Annotated in this window: 17 protein-coding genes; 12 read left to right on the forward strand and 5 right to left on the reverse strand. The window is 49.5% G+C overall.

Going from position 1 to position 20,728, the window contains the following annotated elements:
• Positions 1-273 precede the first annotated feature (273 nt).
• A complete protein-coding gene (locus H065_RS0108700) occupies positions 274-777 on the forward strand; it encodes a hypothetical protein (protein WP_193746770.1) in 504 nt (167 codons plus the stop codon).
• 114 nt (positions 778-891) lie between these two features.
• Here the strand turns inward: H065_RS0108700 and acnA are convergent, their stop codons facing one another.
• The 4 genes from acnA to H065_RS0108720 form a co-directional block, all read right to left on the reverse strand.
• A complete protein-coding gene (acnA, locus tag H065_RS0108705; protein ID WP_017812657.1) occupies positions 892-3,621 on the reverse strand; it encodes an aconitate hydratase AcnA in 2,730 nt (909 codons plus the stop codon).
• A 324-nt stretch (positions 3,622-3,945) separates the two neighbouring features.
• A complete protein-coding gene (locus H065_RS0108710; RefSeq protein ID WP_017812658.1) occupies positions 3,946-4,665 on the reverse strand; it encodes an AAA family ATPase in 720 nt (239 codons plus the stop codon).
• A 19-nt stretch (positions 4,666-4,684) separates the two neighbouring features.
• On the reverse strand, positions 4,685-5,473 hold the full coding sequence (locus H065_RS0108715; protein ID WP_017812659.1) for a hypothetical protein: 789 nt from the start codon (positions 5,471-5,473) through the stop codon (positions 4,685-4,687).
• Between the two features lie 141 nt (positions 5,474-5,614).
• Entirely contained in the window at positions 5,615-6,502 is an 888-nt protein-coding gene (locus tag H065_RS0108720; RefSeq protein WP_017812660.1) for a LysR family transcriptional regulator, read from the reverse strand.
• A gap of 135 nt (positions 6,503-6,637) precedes the next feature.
• Here H065_RS0108720 and H065_RS0108725 point away from each other — a divergent pair, with 135 nt between their 5' ends.
• On the forward strand, positions 6,638-8,038 hold the full coding sequence (locus H065_RS0108725) for an HlyD family secretion protein (RefSeq protein ID WP_017812661.1): 1,401 nt from the start codon (positions 6,638-6,640) through the stop codon (positions 8,036-8,038).
• 1 nt (position 8,039) lies between these two features.
• Entirely contained in the window at positions 8,040-9,245 is a 1,206-nt protein-coding gene (locus H065_RS25605) for an ABC transporter permease (RefSeq protein WP_017812662.1), read from the forward strand.
• A gap of 142 nt (positions 9,246-9,387) precedes the next feature.
• On the opposite strand, the gene H065_RS0108735 is transcribed toward H065_RS25605, so the two are convergent.
• Positions 9,388-10,128, reverse strand: coding sequence for an SDR family oxidoreductase (locus H065_RS0108735; protein WP_017812663.1), 741 nt, complete (start codon positions 10,126-10,128; stop codon positions 9,388-9,390).
• 263 nt (positions 10,129-10,391) lie between these two features.
• On the opposite strand from H065_RS0108735, the gene H065_RS25610 reads away from it, so the two are divergent.
• From H065_RS25610 to H065_RS0108780, 9 genes are all read left to right on the forward strand, one after another.
• Positions 10,392-11,366: an AraC family transcriptional regulator gene (locus tag H065_RS25610; RefSeq protein WP_017812664.1), complete on the forward strand. Its 975-nt coding sequence runs from the start codon at positions 10,392-10,394 to the stop codon at positions 11,364-11,366.
• 124 nt (positions 11,367-11,490) lie between these two features.
• Positions 11,491-12,582 (forward strand): D-alanine--D-alanine ligase, encoded by a 1,092-nt coding sequence (locus H065_RS0108745; protein ID WP_017812665.1) that lies wholly within the window; start codon positions 11,491-11,493, stop codon positions 12,580-12,582.
• A gap of 221 nt (positions 12,583-12,803) precedes the next feature.
• A complete protein-coding gene (locus H065_RS0108750) occupies positions 12,804-13,121 on the forward strand; it encodes a hypothetical protein (RefSeq protein ID WP_017812666.1) in 318 nt (105 codons plus the stop codon).
• Positions 13,122-13,214: 93 nt separating this feature from the next.
• Complete coding sequence (uvsE, locus tag H065_RS0108755) at positions 13,215-14,216, forward strand: UV DNA damage repair endonuclease UvsE (protein ID WP_017812667.1); 1,002 nt, start codon at positions 13,215-13,217, stop codon at positions 14,214-14,216.
• Between the two features lie 49 nt (positions 14,217-14,265).
• Entirely contained in the window at positions 14,266-15,126 is an 861-nt protein-coding gene (locus H065_RS0108760) for an inositol monophosphatase family protein (RefSeq protein ID WP_017812668.1), read from the forward strand.
• 112 nt (positions 15,127-15,238) lie between these two features.
• Positions 15,239-15,487, forward strand: coding sequence for a hypothetical protein (locus tag H065_RS0108765; protein WP_017812669.1), 249 nt, complete (start codon positions 15,239-15,241; stop codon positions 15,485-15,487).
• Between the two features lie 110 nt (positions 15,488-15,597).
• Entirely contained in the window at positions 15,598-16,974 is a 1,377-nt protein-coding gene (locus H065_RS0108770; RefSeq protein WP_081604091.1) for a stalk domain-containing protein, read from the forward strand.
• A gap of 325 nt (positions 16,975-17,299) precedes the next feature.
• A complete protein-coding gene (locus tag H065_RS0108775) occupies positions 17,300-19,087 on the forward strand; it encodes a sensor histidine kinase (RefSeq protein ID WP_017812671.1) in 1,788 nt (595 codons plus the stop codon).
• Positions 19,062-20,621, forward strand: coding sequence for a response regulator transcription factor (locus H065_RS0108780; protein ID WP_017812672.1), 1,560 nt, complete (start codon positions 19,062-19,064; stop codon positions 20,619-20,621). Before H065_RS0108775 ends, H065_RS0108780 begins: the two co-directional genes overlap by 26 nt.
• Positions 20,622-20,728: the final 107 nt, after the last annotated feature.

Raw genomic sequence — 20,728 nt, forward strand, 5'->3', positions numbered from 1 at the left:
TTGAGCTTGATCCTATAACGATAGGACATTATTATTTTGGAACCAGAAGACAAAAGTAGAGGGGAGCAGCAACAAAACCTGAAAATAGGCGTCTGTGAATATATACAATCTATTTAATTTATACTAAAATATGGAATTTAATTATCCTATCAATGAGGGGAGAAGATACCCATCCAACGTCATCTGGCTGGAAGTCTGTTAATTCTGCTGCTAATTAGCCTGCTGTTTCCCTTGTTTGCCAGACCGGTGTCTGCCTGCAGCTGCGCTGCCAACGTGCCTATACAAGAAAGCAAAAAAATGGCGGATGCTGTATTCACAGGTGAAGTAACTTCGATCCGTCCCGCTTTATCCGGGGAAGAACCTTCTACCAAACAGTATACTTTTGCCGTTCAGTCTGCATGGAAAGGTAAGGTATATGAGCAGACCTCTATTCTTGCCAGCAGTGAATCTGCATCCTGTGGTATAACTTTTGAACAAGGCGCAAGGTACCTTATTTTCGCCCGGCAATCCGAAGGTAATCTGAAAACCGATATGTGCAGCAGCAATTCGCCTGTCGTAGAACGAGGAGGGAGTCAGGTAGCAATAGTCCCGGGAACCTCGGAATTTGGCAGCTCCAACGGTATGAATCTACATCACTTGGGTGAGTCTATTGCTATATTGCCAGGCCGTTCCGAACTGCTCGGCGGACACCGAATGATTGCATTTTTTATTGGAGCAGGAGTACTAGCAGCAGGTTGTGCGATATGGTGGACACGACGACGATCCCTACGAAAGTAAGCTGGATTTTATATGTAAAAACAGGTGCCTATCCTGTCGTTAACCGGTTGTCCGGAAAGCGATGGATAGGCACCTGTTTATGAGTTTACTTTATTCAACAGCGAATGCTGGAATTTATACGGTCTCACCTTTGTTGGTGTTCTGGATCATCTGACGCAGAACGGTCTGCAGGATACCGCCATTATGGTAATAGTCTACATCCACTGCGCTGTCCAGACGGACAATAGCAGGGAATTCGAACTTGGTACCATCTTCACGTTGTGCAGTTACATTCAATACCTGTCCTGGCTTCACATCATTGCTCAGACCAGTGATATCGAACACCTCGGTACCATCCAGACCAAGCTGTTTCCAGCTGTAGCCTTCCTGGAATTGCAGTGGCAGTACGCCCATACCTACCAGGTTACTACGGTGGATACGCTCGAAGCTCTCAGCGATAACTGCTTTGACGCCCAGCAGGAAAGTACCTTTGGCTGCCCAGTCACGTGAGCTTCCTGTACCATACTCTTTACCGGCAACAACGACCAGATTCTGGCTTTCTGCCTGGTAACGCATGGATGCATCGTAGATGGACATTACTTCATCCGTAGGCAGGAACTTGGTTACGCCGCCTTCTGTACCCGGAGCGACCTGGTTACGAATACGGATGTTGGCAAATGTACCACGCATCATGACTTCATGGTTACCACGACGGGAGCCGTAGGAGTTGAAGTCTTTGCGTTCTACATTGTGCTCTTTGAGATATTGTCCGGCTGGGGACGATGGAGAAATGTTACCAGCTGGAGAAATATGGTCAGTCGTTACGGAATCGCCCATCAGTGCCAGTACGCGTGCATGGCGGATATCCTCAATGTCAGTCATGCCGTTAGCCAGGTACTGGAAGAACGGCGGATTCTGGATATAAGTGGAGTTGTCATCCCACTCGTACAGTTCACCCTGTGGAACCGGAATTTCATTCCAGCGTTTGTTGGCAGTAAATACATGCTCGTATCTGCTGCGGAACATTTCCGGACTGATCGATAGACCGATCGCATCGCGGATTTCCTGGGAAGATGGCCAGATATCCTTGAGGTATACAGGCTGTCCTTCCTGGTCATGTCCGATTGGATCTTTGGTCAGGTCGATATCTACTGTGCCTGCCAGTGCATAAGCAACAACCAGTGGCGGAGATGCCAAATAGTTCATTTTCACCTGGGCATGGATACGTCCTTCAAAGTTACGGTTACCGGACAATACGGAGGATACCGTCAGATCGTTATCTGCGATAGCCTGGCTAACTTCATCAGGCAATGGACCGGAGTTACCGATACATGTTGCACAGCCGTAGCCTGCCAGATAGAATCCGAGTTCTTCCAGTGATTTGTCCAGACCTGCTTTTTGCAGATACTCGGTTACCACCAGGGAACCTGGAGTCAGACTTGTTTTTACATAACCAGGTACTTTCAGTCCACGTTCTACTGCTTTTTTGGCGAGTAGGCCGGCACCCAGCATAACGCTTGGGTTGGACGTATTCGTACAGCTGGTGATCGCTGCGATAACGACAGCGCCTGCACCCATTTCGCTGGTTTTGCCATTTGGATGTTGAACGGTGATTTTCTCAGCCAGTTTTTCATCCGACAGGCCATAACCGCCAGCTTCAACCGGTGTGCGGATCGCTGTGTCGTAGCTCAGTTTCATATTGGTCAGTTCGATACGATCCTGAGGACGTTTTGGACCGGCAAGACTCGGTACCACGGAAGCCAGATCCAGCTCGATCACATCGGTAAATACCGGATCAGGTGTCTCGGATGTACGGAACATGTTTTGTGCTTTGTAGTAGGCTTCTACCAGTTCAACCTGATCATCGGCACGGCCGGTATTGCGCAGGTAGAACAGTGTCTCGTCATCGACAGGGAAGAAACCGATTGTTGCGCCGTACTCAGGAGCCATGTTGGCTACTGTTGCACGGTCAGCGAGACTGATGTTGGCAAGACCCGGACCATAGAATTCCACGAATTTGCCGACAACGCCTTTTTTACGGAGCATTTCGGTAACCGTCAGCGCCAGGTCAGTTGCTGTTGCGCCTTCGCTCAGGCTGCCTGTCAGTTTGAAACCGATAACTTCCGGCATAACAAAGTACAATGGTTGACCGAGCATACCTGCTTCGGCTTCGATACCGCCGACACCCCAGCCAACAACACCAAGACCGTTGATCATGGTAGTGTGGGAATCGGTACCTACGAGGGAGTCAGGGAAGACCTGAGTCTCGCCATCTACCGTCTTCGTAGCGGCTACAGAAGCCAGATACTCCAGGTTAACCTGGTGAACGATACCGGTGGAAGGTGGAACGGCACGGAAGTTGTCAAATGCAGTCTGTGCCCAGCGCAGGAAACGATAGCGCTCCTCGTTACGTTCAAATTCAACATTTACGTTATATTCAAGTGCATCCGGCGTACCGTATGCATCTACCATGACAGAGTGGTCAATAACCAGGTCAACCGGTACGAGCGGGTTGATCTGCTTTGGATCGCCGCCTGATTTCTTGACGAAATCGCGCATTGCTGCAAGGTCAACGACAACTGGTACACCAGTGAAATCCTGCAGTACGATACGTGCAGGGATAAATGGAATTTCTTTTTCCTCACGGCCCTCAGCCCATCCCGCGAGTTGTTTTACGTGTTCTTCGGTGATCGCGTGACCATCGAATTGACGAACAGCAGCTTCAAGCAGTACCCGAATAGAGAACGGCAGCTTGTCGATGCTGGTGTAGCCTTTTTCTTTCAGCGCTTCGAGGCTGAAATAACGGTAAGTCTTGTCTTTCACTTTCAGTTCACGGCCAACGGAAAATGAGTCTTTAACGGACATAGATGAACCTCCTTGAATGAAATACGGCTTACTGGTTACAGGAAAAGATAATCATATTGAAAAAAGTATCAATCTCGAGGAAACAATCTTGTATATACAGAATGCTTGTTTCGCAGAATGAAACTTGATTTCAAAATCAATCAACACTTTAAGTATACCGTTTACATGTGAGGTAGTAAAGTGGTTTTTGGATAAATTCGGAAGTATTTCTCAAAAAAATAAAAGACTATTTCTTTTTTTGGAAGAAGTCTTTTATTTGCTGCACAGGCAGTGAAATTTTTTATTTAGTTATTATTTTTATGATGCAAAAGGGCAGGCTACTACTTAGTGGTGGTGGAGCATATGCGCAAAAGCAAGATCTGGATCTTCACTTCCGTAATGTTCAAGAAATCTTGTATAGCTTCCTTCGAATATTTTTTGCCCACGATGAAGTGCATACAAATGACAGGGATGGTTCTTGAGTTCATGTAATGTATGGGTAGACAGAATTACCAGTTTATCGGGATCGCTGGCCAATTTCTGTATCCGGTTCAGAACCCTAATACGAGCAGCAGGATCTATAGCCGAAGTAGGTTCGTCGAAAATATACAGTTTGCGCTGCATAAGTGTGATAGCAAGAATGATCAGATAACGGCGTTCTCCGACAGACATATCTCCATAACGTGTTGTCCAAAGGCGTTCCATCATATCCTTCTCGTCGGAAGTCATTTGTGAATCGGTATACGGCTGTCTGGTGATTTTGATTCCGTTACGAAAATCGGTGTACAGAAAAAAGCGAAATAAATCATATCCGGTAAGGGAAGAGGGGAACAAGATTCCTTGTACCTGATAAAGAGTCTCCTGCTCCGGCGGAAGACCGCTAACTGCAGCAGGTGCAATCAGCAGACGGCTGAGCAGATCAAATAAAGTGGTTTTCCCGGCACCATTGTGTCCAATAACCACATTCATTATTCCCGGTTTAAAGGTTAACGACAGATTATCCAGCACTTTTCTGCCAGAACCTTTGTATTGATAAGTTAAATTCCGAATATCAACAGTGGGCATGACCAGTGTCCTCCTTAAATTAGATGCGTCCGGTTGAAGAAGTGACACGAATGGCTCGCATGGACAGAATTCCGATCAGAATATAAAAGAAAAGAATAATAAAAATCAGTAGTTGGTCATGTACAGGCATTGATGTATGAATCAGTCCATTGGATAGCATGTACATGATCTGGCGCACCACTTCGAGAGGATTGATTAACAGGATCAGCATACCGGCCCAGCCGGGTAGCGCAAAGTTATTAGCCGAGATCAGGAAAAACAGCAGCAGCAAAATACTGACCATCGTAAACAGCGATTCCTGTTTGACACGTAGCAGCAGAAGCCATGTGAAAAAGAGCGATAGTGCCGGAGCTGCAATAGTACAAGCCAGCATAAGTACAGCCATGAATAAGAGAATGTCAGACCAATGAGGAAGTATCAGACCTCCTGCAAGTACTGCAAAAAGGAGCATAGCTATCACCATGGCGATAAATTGAGTGATTAATTGCGACAAGATAATACTGTATTTGGAACCTGAGATGAACTTGAATACTTTGAGTGCTCCATTTTCCCGAAGACGAATCAGATTGAGCGGTGCATCGATCGACAGCAGGAAAATGATATAAGCTGTAAATACACTAGTATGTAAATAGAAAACTTCTGGATCTGGTGGCGAGGACAGCCAGTTATAATGCGTGAAAAAGAAAATAATGTTCGGGAAAAGTAAATACCAGCCAAGCGAGAACTTATTACTGATCAGCATTTTGGTGAACAATCTGATGTACTCGGTCAGAATACGAACACGCTGACGCAAAGAAACAGTAAGCACGTGTATGAAATCCCTCCTTCAATCATTTTGTATAGCAACTTCGTTTTCCTGAAATGGAAAAGTATGGTGCTCGACGGAATTATATCAAAAAATAAAATCAATGTCTTCTTTGCACATATGACCGTTTTGATATAAGGAACTTTACGCTAACGAATTCTTAAACCGCTGGATAAATAGTCTGGCTGCACGGGAAAGGGTATGATCGCGCGAAGTCACGAGACACAGATACGACTTGCCCTGACCAGGCAGCTGAAAAGGAATATTGACCATCTCGGGATTATCCGGCGTCGTATAAGCCTGTAGTGAGAATCGGGTGGCGACTGTAATAGCGAGGTTGGACTTGACTGCTTTGAGCAGGGCATCGACATTGTTGCTTTTGAACAATATGTCCACATCCGGGCCGATCATTTTCACAAATTCAATAATATTGGGATCATTATATAGTACGAACGGTACCTTTAGCAGATCCTGTCTCTGAATGGAATCAATCTGGGCAAGCGGAGACTTGGCATTGGCGACAATGATCACCTGATCCTCCGCCAGTTTGTCGAACAGCAGTCCAGGATAGCGATGCAGCATATGTTCCTTCATCTGGACAAAGCCCAGATCACTCTGTCCGCTCAGCACATCCTCAATTACCCGTTCGGTATGGTCTTCGGTAATCTCGATCCGACTGCCGGGAAATTCGCGCTTCATATCAGTCAGGATATCAATCAGCAGTGAAATCGGACCCGGAATAGCGGATAATCGCAGTTTGGCGTTATTCATTTCACTATAGCTGCTGGCTTCCAGCTTCAACTCGCCGATCTGGTTCAGAATGCCGGCAATCTTAGTAACGATCTTCTCTCCTTCGGGCGTGAGAGCAGCGCCGGTACGAGAGCGTGTGAAGATCTCCATGCCAATCTCTTTCTCAAACAGAGAGATAGAGCGGCTGATCCCTGTCACCGTAATATGAGCGTTCTCGGCTGCCCGTGTGAACGAACCGGAACGTGCGACTTCCATAATGTAGTTCAGCTGTTCAATATTCATAAGATACCCTCCTGTATGTACTTTTAGTTCAGTTAAGTCTACTTTTTGAGAATATGGTGTACTCCAAGTATATGCTATATTGAATGAAAAGTAGAGTAGAGAGACTCATATTTACAGAGGAGCGAGGGAGAAGCAATGAAAGCCAGAAAATATATCATTTATGGAGTGGTACTTCTGTTGATCGCAGCTGGTATTTACGGACTGGTCGCGTTCAGTAAAAAAGGCAGCACCAGCGGTCAGGCATCTTCACAGCCTACTGCTTATGTGGAGTCAGATACGATCAGCGTCAGTTTTAAGGTCGCTGGCCGAATCAAGGATACGCTTGTTGATGAAGGAGATACGGTGAAAAAGGGGCAGGTTATCGCCCGTCTTGAGAGTCAGGAGCTCAATGATAAAGTGGCGCAGGCCCAGGCCGCTCTGCAGGCTGCTCGAGCCAATGTGAACCAGACCAAAGCAGGTGTATCCCAGGCGCAGGCAGGCATTACACAGGCGCAGGCTGGTGTCACCCAGGCCGAAGCAGCTGTAGGCGTAGCCCAGGCCAAGCAGCAGCAGGGTAATGTCGCTGTCAAAGTCACCTCACAATCCGCAGCCAGCAAGATCGCCCAGGCCCAGGCTGCTGCGAATGCGGCCAAAGCCAAATGGGAAGCAGTCAAAAGCGGTGCCAGACCGGAAGAAATCACCCAGGCCCGGGTAAGCGTCGATTCCGCCAAAAAAACACTGGATACTGCGAATAAATCACTTGAACGGGTACAGAAACTATTCGATGCCGGGCTGGCGACAGATGCTTCGCTGGATGATGCCAAAATGAAACAGCAACAGGCTGATGCCCAGTACGAAGCAGCTGTCCAAAAGCTCAAACTGGCACAGGATGGAAGCCGTCAGGAAGAGATTGATGCAGCCAAAGCCCAGTACGAGCAGGCGCAGGCAGCTGTCAAGGAAGCCCAGGCAGGTGCGGGTCAGGTCGATATCCAGGCCCAGGATGTCAAAGCAGCCGAGGCCTCTGTACAACAGGCTCAAGGTGCTGTATCCCAGGCAGGAGGAACTGTCGCCCAGGCGCAGGCTGCCTATGCCCAGGCCAAATCTGCAGTGGAAGCCGCTCAGTCACAGGTCGCCCAGGCCAAAGCCGCACTGAAGGAAGCCCAGACCTATGTAGGTTATACAGAGCTGCGAGCGCCTGCCGATGGAGTAGTAAAATCCCGTTCTCTTCATGCAGGTGAAATAGCAAGCGCAGGATATACCGTCTATTCGCTGGAGACGACCAATCAGCGCTGGGCCAAATTCTATATTAATGAAACGGATCTGCATGGTCTGAAAGTAGGGGACTCTGTCACCGTCAGATTGCTGTCCGACGGCAGCGAAGTGAAAGGAAAAGTCAAAGTGATGGATACCGCCGCCGATTTTGCTATTCAAAAGCCAAGCCAAAGTTCCGGAGATATGGATATACGTGCGTTTGGCGTCAAAGTGCTGCTGACCGGACTGTCTGCAAATGTACCGACCGGAGCGACGGTTATCTATCCAGTTCAGGGAGCGCATTGATATGAACCGGCTGAGTGTATGGCATGTATTTCTGGAAGAATGGAAGCAGATGGTGCGCGACCGCAAACTATTAGTCATTTTACTGCTGACACCGATTCTGTACTCGGTTTTATTCGGGTTCTTGTATTCGCATGAACGGATTACCGAAATGTCTGTCGTTGTCTATGATGGTGATAATTCGCAGCTGAGTCGCCAGATTATCCAGGCTTTTGATGCGACCGATACTTTTGCCGTGAAGGGCCAGGTATGGAATGAGGAAGAAGTGACGACAGAAGTACAGAGCGGGGAAGCCAAAGTAGGTATTGTAATCCCTGACAACTTTTCCGCTCGGCTGAAGCATGGCGAAAATGTACCTGTACTGACGCTGATTGATGGCAGCAATATGATGTATTCCAACAGTGCCAGCCGGATCGCCAATCAGGTGGTCAGCAGTGTCAGTGCCGGGGCATCCCTGCAGACGCTGGAACAAAAAGGTATGAACAGTGCGCAGGCATCATCGGTGCTCACGACGATTCCGTTCCGATCCAGAGTACTGTTTAACCCGGTGTATAACTACAAGATGTTTATGCCGCTGGGCGTTATATCCGCCGCTCTGCAGCAATGTCTGCTGCTCGGGATTGCCTTGTCCTGCACGAGGGACAAGGAACAGGGCACATGGGCACGCTTCCGGGCCTGGCGTTTGACACCGTGGAGGCTGGCGATCGCCAAGCTGTTGCCGTATTTCCTGGCAGGTATGGTCAACGTCGTGACCACCTTCGGAATCTCTTGTATTGCTTTTCATATTCCGTTCCAGGGAGCGGTGCTGCCGCTGATCGTGGTCTCTATCGCGTTTAACTTTGCGCTGTGTGGGCTGGGATTTGTATTCAGCCTGTTCTCCAAGAGCAGACTCGATGCGACGCAGACGCTGATGCTGATTGCGGTACCTTCATTTATGCTGTCGGGGTATACCTGGCCGCTCGAAGCGATGCCAACGCCGCTGCGCATACTCGGTGAATGTCTGCCGCTGACGTATTTCCTGGAAGCTGTCCGTAATATTACTTTAAAAGGACTGGGATGGAATTATGTCTGGCACGATGTGATTGCGCTGGGATTGATCGGATTGGTGGGGTTGTTGTTGTCTTTCCTGATCTATCCGCTTGTATTCCGCCAGTATAGAGAAGAGGATGTTCAGTCCGAGACGGCTATAGAAGTACCCGTGAAAGGTTGATCCGGTTCATATAGATCAATTGGCCAAAAAGCCATGTCGCTATTACAGGTGACATGGCTTTTTGGTGTTAATCGAATACTGCTCTACAGGAAATTCTCATTAATAACACACAGCAGGGACTCCCTATAAAAACGACATAAAGTTAGGCCTGAGCAGTCGGCCGAATAATAATCTCGTTTATATCCACGTCATCCGGCTGCTCCATCGCAAATGCAATGGAACGGGCAACGGCTTCCGGCGGCATAGCAAGCACATCCCGTACATCTACAAGGCGGGAGCGGATCTCCGGGTCTGTTATTCCATCAGCAAAATTGGTTCGGGTGATTCCCGGCGAGATAATCATTACTCGCAGCTGTGCACCGGCTTCCTGGCGCATTCCCTCGGAGATGGCTCGTACTGCGAATTTGGTGCCGGAATATACAGCCTGATTGGGAACGGTCTTGTGACCGGCTGTTGAAGCAATATTAATGAAATGACCGGATTGCTGACGGCGGAAGACAGGCAGGGCAGCAGCAATCCCGTACAGGACGCCTTTGATATTCACATCTACCATAGCTTCCCAATCGGCAATCCGCAGATCGTCCAGTGGTGAGATCGGCATGACACCTGCATTATTGATAAATGTATCCAGGCGTCCGTAATGTGTACAGGCGAGCTCGACCAGGTTGGACATGTCTGTCTGACTTCGTACATCGGTTGTAGCACATACGGCTTCGCCGCCAGCCTCCCGGATGCGCTGGGTCAGTACCGCCAGTGGTTCTGGTCGACGTGCAGCGAGGATCAGCTTGGCACCGCGTTCAGCGAGCAGCATTGCTGCGGCTTCACCAATCCCACTGCTGGCTCCGGTGATAATGGCTACTTTATTGTTCAGACTTTGGCTCATGGATATTCCTTCTTCCTCTATATATAGTTTGAACGGATACACTCAAGCACCGTCTTCTATACCAGCATAGGCAAAATCCATTCAGAGAAGGTAGAACGTTCCTGTTCGGTGCTTGCCTAATCCTGTTCGGATTCACTACAATAGGCTCCATACAGGATAAGCAGGCTTTGCAGATTCCGGAATAAATACGAATTCAGATTCGAGTTTTGCTTGGTTTGATGAAGCAGAACAGTTATGCATTGTAGATGAAAGGAAGAATACCCATGAGCCCAATGCTTGTACCTCCTGATCTTGCCTTATACCGCCATGAACTGGCTGCGCTGATTCAGCGGTACACCGGCACCGATGGTACACATGATACCGCCATCCCCGAGCTTCGTTTGAGACGTTCCTCGGTCCATATCGAACCGACCCACAGCATCCTGATCCCATCGCTGTGCATCATTGCCCAGGGCGCCAAAGTCGCTATGCTGGCGGAAGAAAGCTACTATTACGATGACTCTTCCTATTTGGTTACTCCTGTACATTTGCCGGTCACCGGCAAAGTTATCGAAGCTACGCCGGAAGTGCCTTATCTGAGTCTGCAGCTCACTTTGCATCCGGATCGAATTCTGGAGATTATTCACGAGACCGACTGGCAGTGGGATGGTCATACCGGACGCGGCATTCTGGTTGGACAGACGCCCCTTTCTTTGCTGGAGGCAGCTGTGCGTCTGGTCTGGCTGCTGGATACACCGGAAGACATCCCGGTGCTGGCTCCACTCATTATCCGTGAGATCATCTACCGGGTGCTCAAGGATGAGCAGGGAGCATTGATCGCCCAATTTTCTTTTCCTGGCAGTCATGCGAGCCGTGTACTGCAGGTGATCCAGCGAATTCATCATGACTATGCGCAGCCGCTGCAGATTGAACAGCTGGCTCATGAGGTCAATCTGAGTCCGTCTGCCCTGCACAAGCATTTCAAAAAAGTCACCGCCATGAGTCCACTGCAATATCAGAAAGTCATTCGTCTGCAGGCTGCGCGCCGTCTTCTACTAACCGAGAATAAGGAAGCAGCCGATGCGGGATTCCAGGTTGGCTATGAGAGTCCTTCCCAGTTCAGCCGGGAGTATGCGAGAATGTTCGGTCGTCCGCCGATCAGTGGCCGTAGGCATTTGTGGGAAGCGGCAGCCCGTACTGTAGGCACAGATAACCAAAGTTTTTTTGCAGCCTCTCCAATGAACATTTATACTGAATAGAGACCGTAATTCGGCCTGTCTGCATTCTTGTTTTAATATCGATGATGAGATGATGCAGACGATGATAGTTGTGACGATTAACCATATATTTTTACATGCCTAAATGACTAACGGGGGTTCCGAAATGACAGCAACAAAATTGACCGTAGGCCTGATCTACGGAGGCAAATCCGGAGAACACGAAGTATCTCTTCAGACCGGATTTTCCGTACTGAACGCAATCGACTATACCAAATACGACGTAGTACCCGTATACATTGACAAAGAAGGCCGCTGGAACATGGGCCAGACGTATACAGCAGCCCCTTCCCGTCCGGAAGAACTGCAGATCAGCGGCGGACCGGAAGCGACTTCTCGCACGATGAGTATCCTGTGGCAGAAGCTGAGTGGACAGGAGAGCACAATCGATGTACTGTTCCCGCTGCTGCATGGTACATATGGCGAAGATGGTACCATCCAGGGACTGTTTGAAATGATGGATATGCCGTATGTAGGTGCCGGTGTACTGGCATCCTCTGCCGGCATGGACAAAGTTATCATGAAGAAGCTGTTTGCCCAGGCAGGACTGCCACAGTGCAAATACGAGAGCTTTATCACGGCAGAGTACGAAGCGAACAAGCATGAGATCCTCAGCTCAATCGAGCATAATCTGTGCTTCCCGTGCTTCGTTAAACCGGCTAACCTCGGTTCCAGCGTAGGCATTACCAAGGCCAAAGACCGGAATGAACTGGAACGTGCCATCGAGTATGCTTTCCGCTATGACCTCAAAGTCATCGTAGAAGAGAATATCGATGCACGCGAAGTCGAAGTCGGTGTACTCGGCAATGAACTGCCACTGGCATCGGTACCGGGTGAAATTGTCTCCAACAGCGACTACTATGATTATGATGCCAAATACATCGACGGTAATTCCCGTATGGTGATTCCGGCAGAGATCGACAGCGAATTGGCCGAGAACCTGCGTGAACTGGCACTGCGTGCCTTCAAAGCTATTGATGGTAATGGATTATGCCGCGCAGATTTCTTTGTCAGTCGTACCGATGGTACTGTCATGATCAATGAAGTCAATACAATGCCAGGCTTTACCGCATTCAGCATGTATCCACTGTTGTGGCGCGAGACAGGCAAATCCTATCCGGCGCTGCTGGACGAACTGATCCAGCTGGGTATGGACCGCTACAACAAACGTCGCCAGCTGCAATTCGGCCGCGACTGAATTTCTTTTTCCAACCAATACAAATCCCCATCTTGCAGCGAAAGAAAGGGAACAGCGCCGTAAATGGCGGCCTGGTTCCCTTTCGCGGCAGATGGATTCAAAGATATTACATGTCCCTGTCACAGTAGAGGGGGCAGAAGGTGTTATACCTTATGATGCAGACGACCAGGCAGACTCATACCAGCTGCAGGTCAATATATAATTTCCAGGGAGGCGAGAAGATGGGATTCCAGACCGAATTCAATTCCGTATGCAAATTCAAGAACAGGCAGGAACTGCTCGATTTGCTCGAATATGGCAAAGGCAAAATGGTCAAGCAGGGTTTTCGCGTATTTCCGACCGGACAAAAGGTTATTGCTTATACGCCGGATAACACCGCAGTTGCGATCGTGAAAATAACCGGATGCATTGCAGAGATTAACTTTCAGGGTAATGAGGTAACAGAAGTGGAGATGCAATTAATCCGCAAATTGACACCGGAAGAATCCAGAGTACAGACGGATCTTGCCTATGAGATGTTTTTCGGAGAGCAAAAGTAAGCAATCTGCTGCTCCAGCAAAGGGGTTGTAGAGCAACCTGTCTCCGGCTTCGGTGTCAATATTACAGCGAAACCAGAGGAGGCACTCAGCCCTATGATTGTACGATTCGGATATGTAGCGATGTCGCTTGAAGTCAAGGACTCATCGCCTTCCAAAACCATGACCATGGCCAGGTTCAAAAAGCTACCTGACCGCGAAGCCGGGCTCCGTTCCCTGGAACAGATCGCCCGCACCAATCTTCATAATACCCTTCGACTGCTGCGCCATAATGTAGCCGAAGAGATTCAGATGTACCGCATGACCTCCAAAATCATTCCACTGGCGACTCATACGGATCTGAGCGATTGGGACCCGTATCCGGCACTGGCGGATTCATTTGCCGAGGTAGGCGAGTATATACGCAAGCATAATCTGCGTGTATCCTTTCACCCGGATCATTTTACCGTGCTCAGTACGCCGCGTCCGGAAGTGCTGGAATCGTCGATTCGTGACCTGCGCTACCATGTGAAGATGCTGGATGCGATGGGGCTGGATGCCCGTTCCAAAAATAATATTCATATCGGCGGCGCCTATGGAGACAAACCGACAGCGTCGGAGCGATTTATTGAACATTTCCAGCATCTGGACCCTGATATCCAGTGCCGGATCACCCTGGAAAATGACGACAAAACCTTTACCAGTGGAGAGACGCTGGCGGTAGCGCAGCGTACCGGACTGCCGATGGTACTGGATATCCACCATCATATGGTAAACTGCGCCGGTGAACCGGCATCTTACTGGTGGCCGGAAGTGGCCCGTACATGGGAGTCGCCGCTGGCACGTACCGATGTGCCGGATGGTGTTCATCTACCGCCCAAGATTCATGCTTCCAGTCCGAGGAGCGAGACCGATCGCCGCAGTCATGCAGACGGCGTCGAAGCAGGGCCGCTACTGGAATTCCTGCGGGAGGCGGCGCGCACATCCAGCCATATGGATGTTATGCTCGAAGCCAAGCACAAGGATGTGGCACTGTTTCAGCTAATGAAGGATCTGCATAACTATCAGGGCGATGGCGTTCGGATCATCGACAAGGGCAGTATTGAAGTGTTACCGTAAAGTCAGAGCCATTATCACAGATATTTCATAATATGCAGGGGGATTGAACATGGAAGATAACCAAAAGCAACCCTATGTCGTAAGCAGTAAAAGCCGGGTAGCCGTAGCGATTAATGCCGCTTCCAAAACCGGTGAATGGATCAAAACCAAGCTGGGCAGCTACAAGCAGCTCGATACCAAGACGTCATCCCAGGATCTGGTGACGGAAGTGGATAAAGGCGCAGAACAAATGATTCGAAAGCTGGTACTGACCTACTGCCCGGAAGATGAGTTCCTGGGAGAGGAAAGTGCAGGGATTGGAGCGGAAGCTTCGATTCAGGCGACCGAAAATGTACTGGATGCCGAGTATGTATGGATCGTGGACCCTATTGATGGAACGACCAACTTTGTGCATGGTTTCCCATACTATTGTGTATCGATCGCTGTTGCACACAAAGGTGAAGTGATCGTTGGCGTCGTCTACGACCCGACCCATGATGAATTGTTTGTTGCCGAAAAAGGCAAAGGCGCCTATGTACACGGTAATCTGATGAAAGTAGCCGGCGAGAAAACATTGGCCGAGAGTCTGGTGGCAACCGGGTTTCCAGCCAATGCCGGTCTGGAGCGCAATACCCGTGCACTGGTGGAAATGGTGCCCAAAGTGCGCAGTATCCGTAACGGCGGATCGGCCGCGCTGCATCTGGCTTACGTGGCAGCCGGTCGTCTGAATGCTTACTGGGAAGTCGGTCTGAATGCTTGGGATCTGGCAGCAGGGGCCCTGCTCGTACAGGAAGCTGGCGGCCGGATCGGTGATATTTCCGGAGAAGAGTACAAGCTGACCGTGCGCAATGTTGCTGCGACCAATGGTCATATTCATGAAGAACTGATTCGTGAACTGCATACGGCAGGTCTGACCGATCTGCCTGTATAATTGCACGGAACCGAACTGAATGAATTGTCTGCAGCAAGGGTAAATAAAGGATAGAGTCTATCTTCAGGTGTATATGCGCCTGTCAGATGATCGTGATAAGGAGTGAACCAATATGCCATCATCCGATGAACTGGAACGTGAACTCAGCGAGCGATTAACCGAAGGACAGATGCAGGAAGAAGAACGGGACAGTCGGGAACGTCGTATGATTCCGCCCAAATACGAAGTGAGAATCCAGACGGAGAACGATCCCATTGTAGAAGAGACCCTTCAATACCGCAAAATGGCCAAGGAACTGGATGGACGTTATGATGATTACCTGAACAAGGCCAAACGTCCGGACTCCAAGGACGAAGAGTAATCTTCAGCACCAACAGGAATAAATGGCTGTTGTAGTCCACACGGACTGCAGCAGCCTTTTTATATCTGGATCTACGGATAATACAGAACAAGGAAAAAGGAGATGCTGCGATGTCAAAAAGGTTCAGAATGACCGCTTTATTTACACTTTTCAGCAAGGATGTTACCAATACAGCATTATCATATTCACCAGTCGATGATCTTCATAGCCGAAATCATCGCCCAGCGAGGGAGGGGAAATTTATTTTTATTCAATATATGATGGTACTGCTGCTGCTCGGTTCCGGAAGTGGAGGCGCGGCTTCTACCGTGTACGGAGCAGCAGTGGGTGATACCGGACAACAGCAGGCGTATGAACATATGGTCTTTCTCGGGGATTCATTGACCGCCGGATATGAACCGGAGGTAAATGCTGACGCGTATGACGGATTTACGACCCGACTGGCAGAACAGGAGCTGTTTCGCGGTCGCAGTCAGGCAATCAATGACGGCATACTTGGCCTGACCAGTGAAGGACTGAAAAATTACATGGATGCAATCACTGCTGGCCGATCGATCAGTACGGCGAATATCCAGACCGGTCTGCCGGGCAGCAGTCGTACGCTCGATGGTGCACAGACCGCCCGCGATATTCGCAATGCGGATCTGATCACAATTACGATTGGCGGCAATGATTTTCTGAATGCGCTGGGGTCACTGACCGCACTGCCGCAGGATCTGTCGTCGATTGATCTTACACCGATTACCCAGGGATATCGCAGTCATATTACATCGATTGTGGATCAGCTGACTACACTCAATCCCAAGGCAGTGATCGTAATTGCTGATCAGTATCAGCCGGTTCCAATGCTGGCAGGAGCCGGATTATACCGTGATCTGAACAAAGCTGCCGCCAGCTTCAGTCAGATCGTAGAAGAGACCGTGGATCATTACAAGCAGCAGGGGCTGGATGTACGTGTAGCCCATGTCGCAACTGCATTTCAGGGTCAGGAGCTGGCAATGACACATATTGCCGAAGGTGATATTCATCCGAACGCAGCCGGTTATGAGTCTATGGCTGCCGCTTTTAGTAAAGCAATCTGGGGAGAGCAGAGTTATATTACTCCGCCGGCAAGCGGGACAGGAACAGCTGGTCCTGTGATTTATACCAATGGTCGTCAGCTGAAGACGGCAGATCAGCCGGTTGTACGAAGCGGACGTACCTATGTCGCCCTGCGTGATGTGACAGCAGCACTGGGCGCACGAGTTAGCTGGTCAGCAGCCAATCGTTCGGCGGTTATCAGCAGTGGCACACAACAAATTACAATTCCGCTGAACAGTAAAATGATCATGGTCAAGGGTAAGCGGGTAAGCACGGATACAGCTGCTTTTATGAAAGGCAGTGGTAGCAATAGCAAAGTATATGTACCGCTCAGTCTGCTGGCAGATACTCTCGGATATGACGTTCATTATGTGAATCGCTGGAAAGCGGTATTTATCCGTAACTGAAATGTAATGCTCCAGCAATAAAATCAACAAAAAACTAAATGATAATATGCAATCTATTCTCTGCATAAGCAGAAACTAAAACAGCTGAACGCCAGGTTCAGCTGTTTTTTTCTGGTTAATTAGCCCTGTTTGCAGGAATCCTGCTGTTTTTTGCACAAAATCCAAGCTATAATAATATACAGTAAATTACATTTAATTTATATATTTGTAAACGTTAACCTGCATGTATATCCCTGTCATCGCGTTTATTCGATAGTTTGGCTGCTTCCTATTGGTGTAAATGAGAGCTACCACATACTGCATTACGGTAATGGAGGAAGGTACTATGCTCACCCGTTTTAAAAGCGCTTACATTAATCTGGGTATACATCGCCAGATGCTGCTGCTTATTTCTGTGCTGATGTTAGGCAGTTTTGCTTCGTATTTGCTGGTCCTGAATACGGTCTACAACACCTATGACAGCCAGATGTACGAGAAGACGTCAGAGTTGCTGAACATGTCCTCGGTTGAGATCGAGAACCAGCTCAAGGATATCGAGAATCTGTCATTTCGCGTAGTGACAGATGAGCAGCTGCAGCGTTATCTATCCCAGCTCCAGCAGGAGTCTTCCATCTATGAGAAAAATGTAATCCGTAAAAAGATCACTAACCGACTGATCGCTTTTGCCGGCTCGGAGAAATTTGTCTATTCGATGATGGCGATCGATCGCGAGGGTGAAGTGATGTCGGCAGGCAATCGTGAAGGTATTCCGGCTGTGCTGCGCAACGATCTGATTAAGCTGGCACATGCCAAAGCCGGCTCCAACTCCTGGTATGTGGGAGAGCAGGGGTCACTGCTGGCAGTGCGGCAGTTCAAGGAATTCAGCGGATCTACGTTTACCCTGAACGATCTGGGGACGATTATTGTCCGCATTCGTATCGACCGGATCGTACAGCAGCAGGTAGAGAGCAGTTCGGGCAGCCAGCTGATTATCTCGGATGGGGAGGAGATTGTGTATCCACCAGAGCTGGCACCGACATTGAATAAAGAGGTGATCGGTCAGGCGCTTCAGCGCAGCCAGCCTTATGGTGTGGTGACACTGCCGGAAGAAAGCTACTTCTCGGCGCGGATTCAGTCTGCCTATACGGGCTGGACGTATTTGCATATTACGCCATTTGACGAGATGTTCCAGCGGATGGTCTGGATCAAGCGTATGGTTACGATTGTATTTATCGGCATTTTTCTGCTGGCGCTGATCTTCGGGACGAAGCTGTCGCGCAGTATTACCCGGCCGATGGAGCGGCTGCTGCAGAAGATGCGTACCGTAGAGACCGGTAATCTCGATCAGCTGGGTGAGCTGACGACCGATCCGGTAACAGCCAGTGCACAGAATGAAGTCGGACTGCTGCATCGTACCTTTAACCGGATGCTGCGGCGGATTCGGGAGCTGATCGACGAGAATTACGCCAAGCAGCTGATTATCCGTGAGACCGAGCTCAAGGCACTGCAAGCACAGATTGATCCCCATTTTCTCTATAATACGCTGGAGTCGATCAACTGGATGGCCAAGGTCAACAAGCAGACCGAGATCTCTCGCATGGTAGAAGCGCTGGGGTTCCTGCTGCGCAGCTCGGTCAATATGTCGGACAAGCTGATCCGGCTCGGAGATGAACTGGATATTGTGCGCAGCTATGTGACCATTCAGCGGATGCGGTTTGAGGAGCGATTGGACTTTACAATTGACGTGCCGGAGGAGCTGTTGGATACGCCAATTCCCAAGCTGACGCTGCAGCCTCTGGTCGAAAATGCGATTCATTACGCCCTGGAACCCAAGATCGAAGTCTGTCATATTCGCATCACAGCCCGGCTGGAGCAGGGTGTGGTGCAGATTACGGTAGAAGATGACGGTCCCGGTATGACGCCGGAGTTTCTGGAACGGCTGCATCAAGGGCAGGTTCGTACACGGGGCAAAGGAATTGGACTCAATAACATTATGGAGCGAATCCGGCTGACCTTTGGTCCTGAATATGGACTGAGTATTGAGAGCGAACCGGACGTGGTCACTGCATTTCATATTCGTATTCCATATGAGAAAGGGGAGCTGTACGATGTACAAAGTGCTGTTGGTGGATGATGAGCGGATGATCCTGGAGGGCATCTCTCAGGTAGTGGATTGGCAGGGCAGCGGCACCGAATTGGTCGGTACTGCCCGTAATGGGATCGAAGCATATGAACGGATTGCCGAGAAGCGTCCGGATATTGTCATCAGCGATATCTCCATGCCGGGTCTCGACGGGATCGGATTGGTCGCCAAGACGTATGAGCATTTCCCGGATATCCGGTTTATTATGCTGTCCGGCTACAAGGACTTTGATTATGCACGCCGCGCCATGCAATACGGGGTCAAGCACTATCTGGTCAAACCGTGCAACGAGCATCAGATCGAGGAAGCGATCAGCGAGCTATTGTCGGAGCGTGCCGCCGAGGAAGAGCGCGAACAGTTCGTCATCAGTATGCGCGAGCAGTTTAACCGGATGCTGCCGCAGGTCAAGGAACAGTTCCTCAAAGAATTCATCTCCAACAAAATGTACGGCAGCCGGGATCTCGACTATTATGAACGGCTGTTCCATATCAATCTGCAGAACCGTCCGGTCCGTATGGTGCTGATGCGGGTCGAGGATTCTCATGAATACGAGCATTTATTTGCCCTGAAAAATATCGCCGAAGATATTCTTGAAGGTGTGCTGATGGGCACGACGATCCAGATGCAGGATGAACTGCTGCTGCTCCTGGATGATCCACAGACATTGACCGGGCTTATCGACGGATTGCAAAAGGTTAAGGAAGTATTCGGCGGGTTCTACAAGCTGGAAGTGACTATCGCTCTCAGCGAACCGGACCGTATGGTCGATCTGCGCCGGATGTACCGCGATACCCAGCAGTATATGAATCACCGCTTCTATGTGGGTGAAGGTAGTGTGATTACGAGGCAGGATGTAGCGCTGGCGGATTCACGGGAAAGTACGGGCTTTGAGCTGGACGAGGAAAGCTTTATCCTGCTCATGAAATCGGGACAGGTGCAGGAGGTGGAGACCGAGATTGACCGATTGTTCGCTGAACTGTCGGCGATGCGTCTGGATATCGGGGTGACCCGTTCCTATGTGCTGCAGCTGTATGCGGTCATGATCCGTCTCTATCCGGCTGAGGAGCGCTCCCGGTTCACCAGCCGTCTCGCTGATCTGTCAGTGCTGGAGACGCTTACCGGGCTACATGACTTTATCCGGCAGGCCGCTTCGGAGCTGGCGGCGGGTTACTACCGCAGCAATATCAACCGTCAGTCCTCTGTGGTGAACAAGATGCTGCAGATTATCGAGGAGAACTATGTGAACGCTGAGCTGTCATTGAACGGTGTGGCCCATCAGATGCTGTACATGAACCCCGATTATCTGGGCAAAATTTTCAAAAAAGTGACCGGCGACAACTTCTCCCAGTACGTCAATCGCTACCGAATCGAGCGCGCTACCGAGCATATTCGTCGCAGCGGGGATGTGAAAGTATTTGAATTGGCGGAGCTGTTCGGCTTTGGTGGCAATTCGCAGTATTTTAGCCAGGTGTTCAAAAAGGTGACCGGCATGACGCCGACGGAGTACAGGAAGTGCGGGGAGTAGATAGAGGGAAGAGGAAGTATTATCATTTTAAATTTCGCAATGTCTGTATTTATAGAATACTTTTGTATGAGTAAATAAAAAAATGTCATCTCCAACTGTAGCTGCTG

Source organism: Paenibacillus shenyangensis (assembly GCF_000346635.1).
In the GTDB taxonomy this organism is placed as follows: domain Bacteria; phylum Bacillota; class Bacilli; order Paenibacillales; family Paenibacillaceae; genus Saccharibacillus; species Saccharibacillus dauci.

Coding starts and splice junctions, on each gene's coding strand:
- acnA (WP_017812657.1), bottom strand. CDS start 3,621: ATGTCCGTTAAAGACTCATTTTCCGTTGGCCGTGAACTGAAAGTGAAA.
- H065_RS0108710 (WP_017812658.1), bottom strand. CDS start 4,665: ATGCCCACTGTTGATATTCGGAATTTAACTTATCAATACAAAGGTTCT.
- H065_RS0108720 (WP_017812660.1), bottom strand. CDS start 6,502: ATGAATATTGAACAGCTGAACTACATTATGGAAGTCGCACGTTCCGGT.
- H065_RS0108725 (WP_017812661.1), top strand. CDS start 6,638: ATGAAAGCCAGAAAATATATCATTTATGGAGTGGTACTTCTGTTGATC.
- H065_RS25605 (WP_017812662.1), top strand. CDS start 8,040: ATGAACCGGCTGAGTGTATGGCATGTATTTCTGGAAGAATGGAAGCAG.
- H065_RS0108735 (WP_017812663.1), bottom strand. CDS start 10,128: ATGAGCCAAAGTCTGAACAATAAAGTAGCCATTATCACCGGAGCCAGC.
- H065_RS25610 (WP_017812664.1), top strand. CDS start 10,392: ATGAGCCCAATGCTTGTACCTCCTGATCTTGCCTTATACCGCCATGAA.
- H065_RS0108745 (WP_017812665.1), top strand. CDS start 11,491: ATGACAGCAACAAAATTGACCGTAGGCCTGATCTACGGAGGCAAATCC.
- H065_RS0108750 (WP_017812666.1), top strand. CDS start 12,804: ATGGGATTCCAGACCGAATTCAATTCCGTATGCAAATTCAAGAACAGG.
- uvsE (WP_017812667.1), top strand. CDS start 13,215: ATGATTGTACGATTCGGATATGTAGCGATGTCGCTTGAAGTCAAGGAC.
- H065_RS0108760 (WP_017812668.1), top strand. CDS start 14,266: ATGGAAGATAACCAAAAGCAACCCTATGTCGTAAGCAGTAAAAGCCGG.
- H065_RS0108765 (WP_017812669.1), top strand. CDS start 15,239: ATGCCATCATCCGATGAACTGGAACGTGAACTCAGCGAGCGATTAACC.
- H065_RS0108770 (WP_081604091.1), top strand. CDS start 15,598: ATGTCAAAAAGGTTCAGAATGACCGCTTTATTTACACTTTTCAGCAAG.
- H065_RS0108775 (WP_017812671.1), top strand. CDS start 17,300: ATGCTCACCCGTTTTAAAAGCGCTTACATTAATCTGGGTATACATCGC.
- H065_RS0108780 (WP_017812672.1), top strand. CDS start 19,062: ATGTACAAAGTGCTGTTGGTGGATGATGAGCGGATGATCCTGGAGGGC.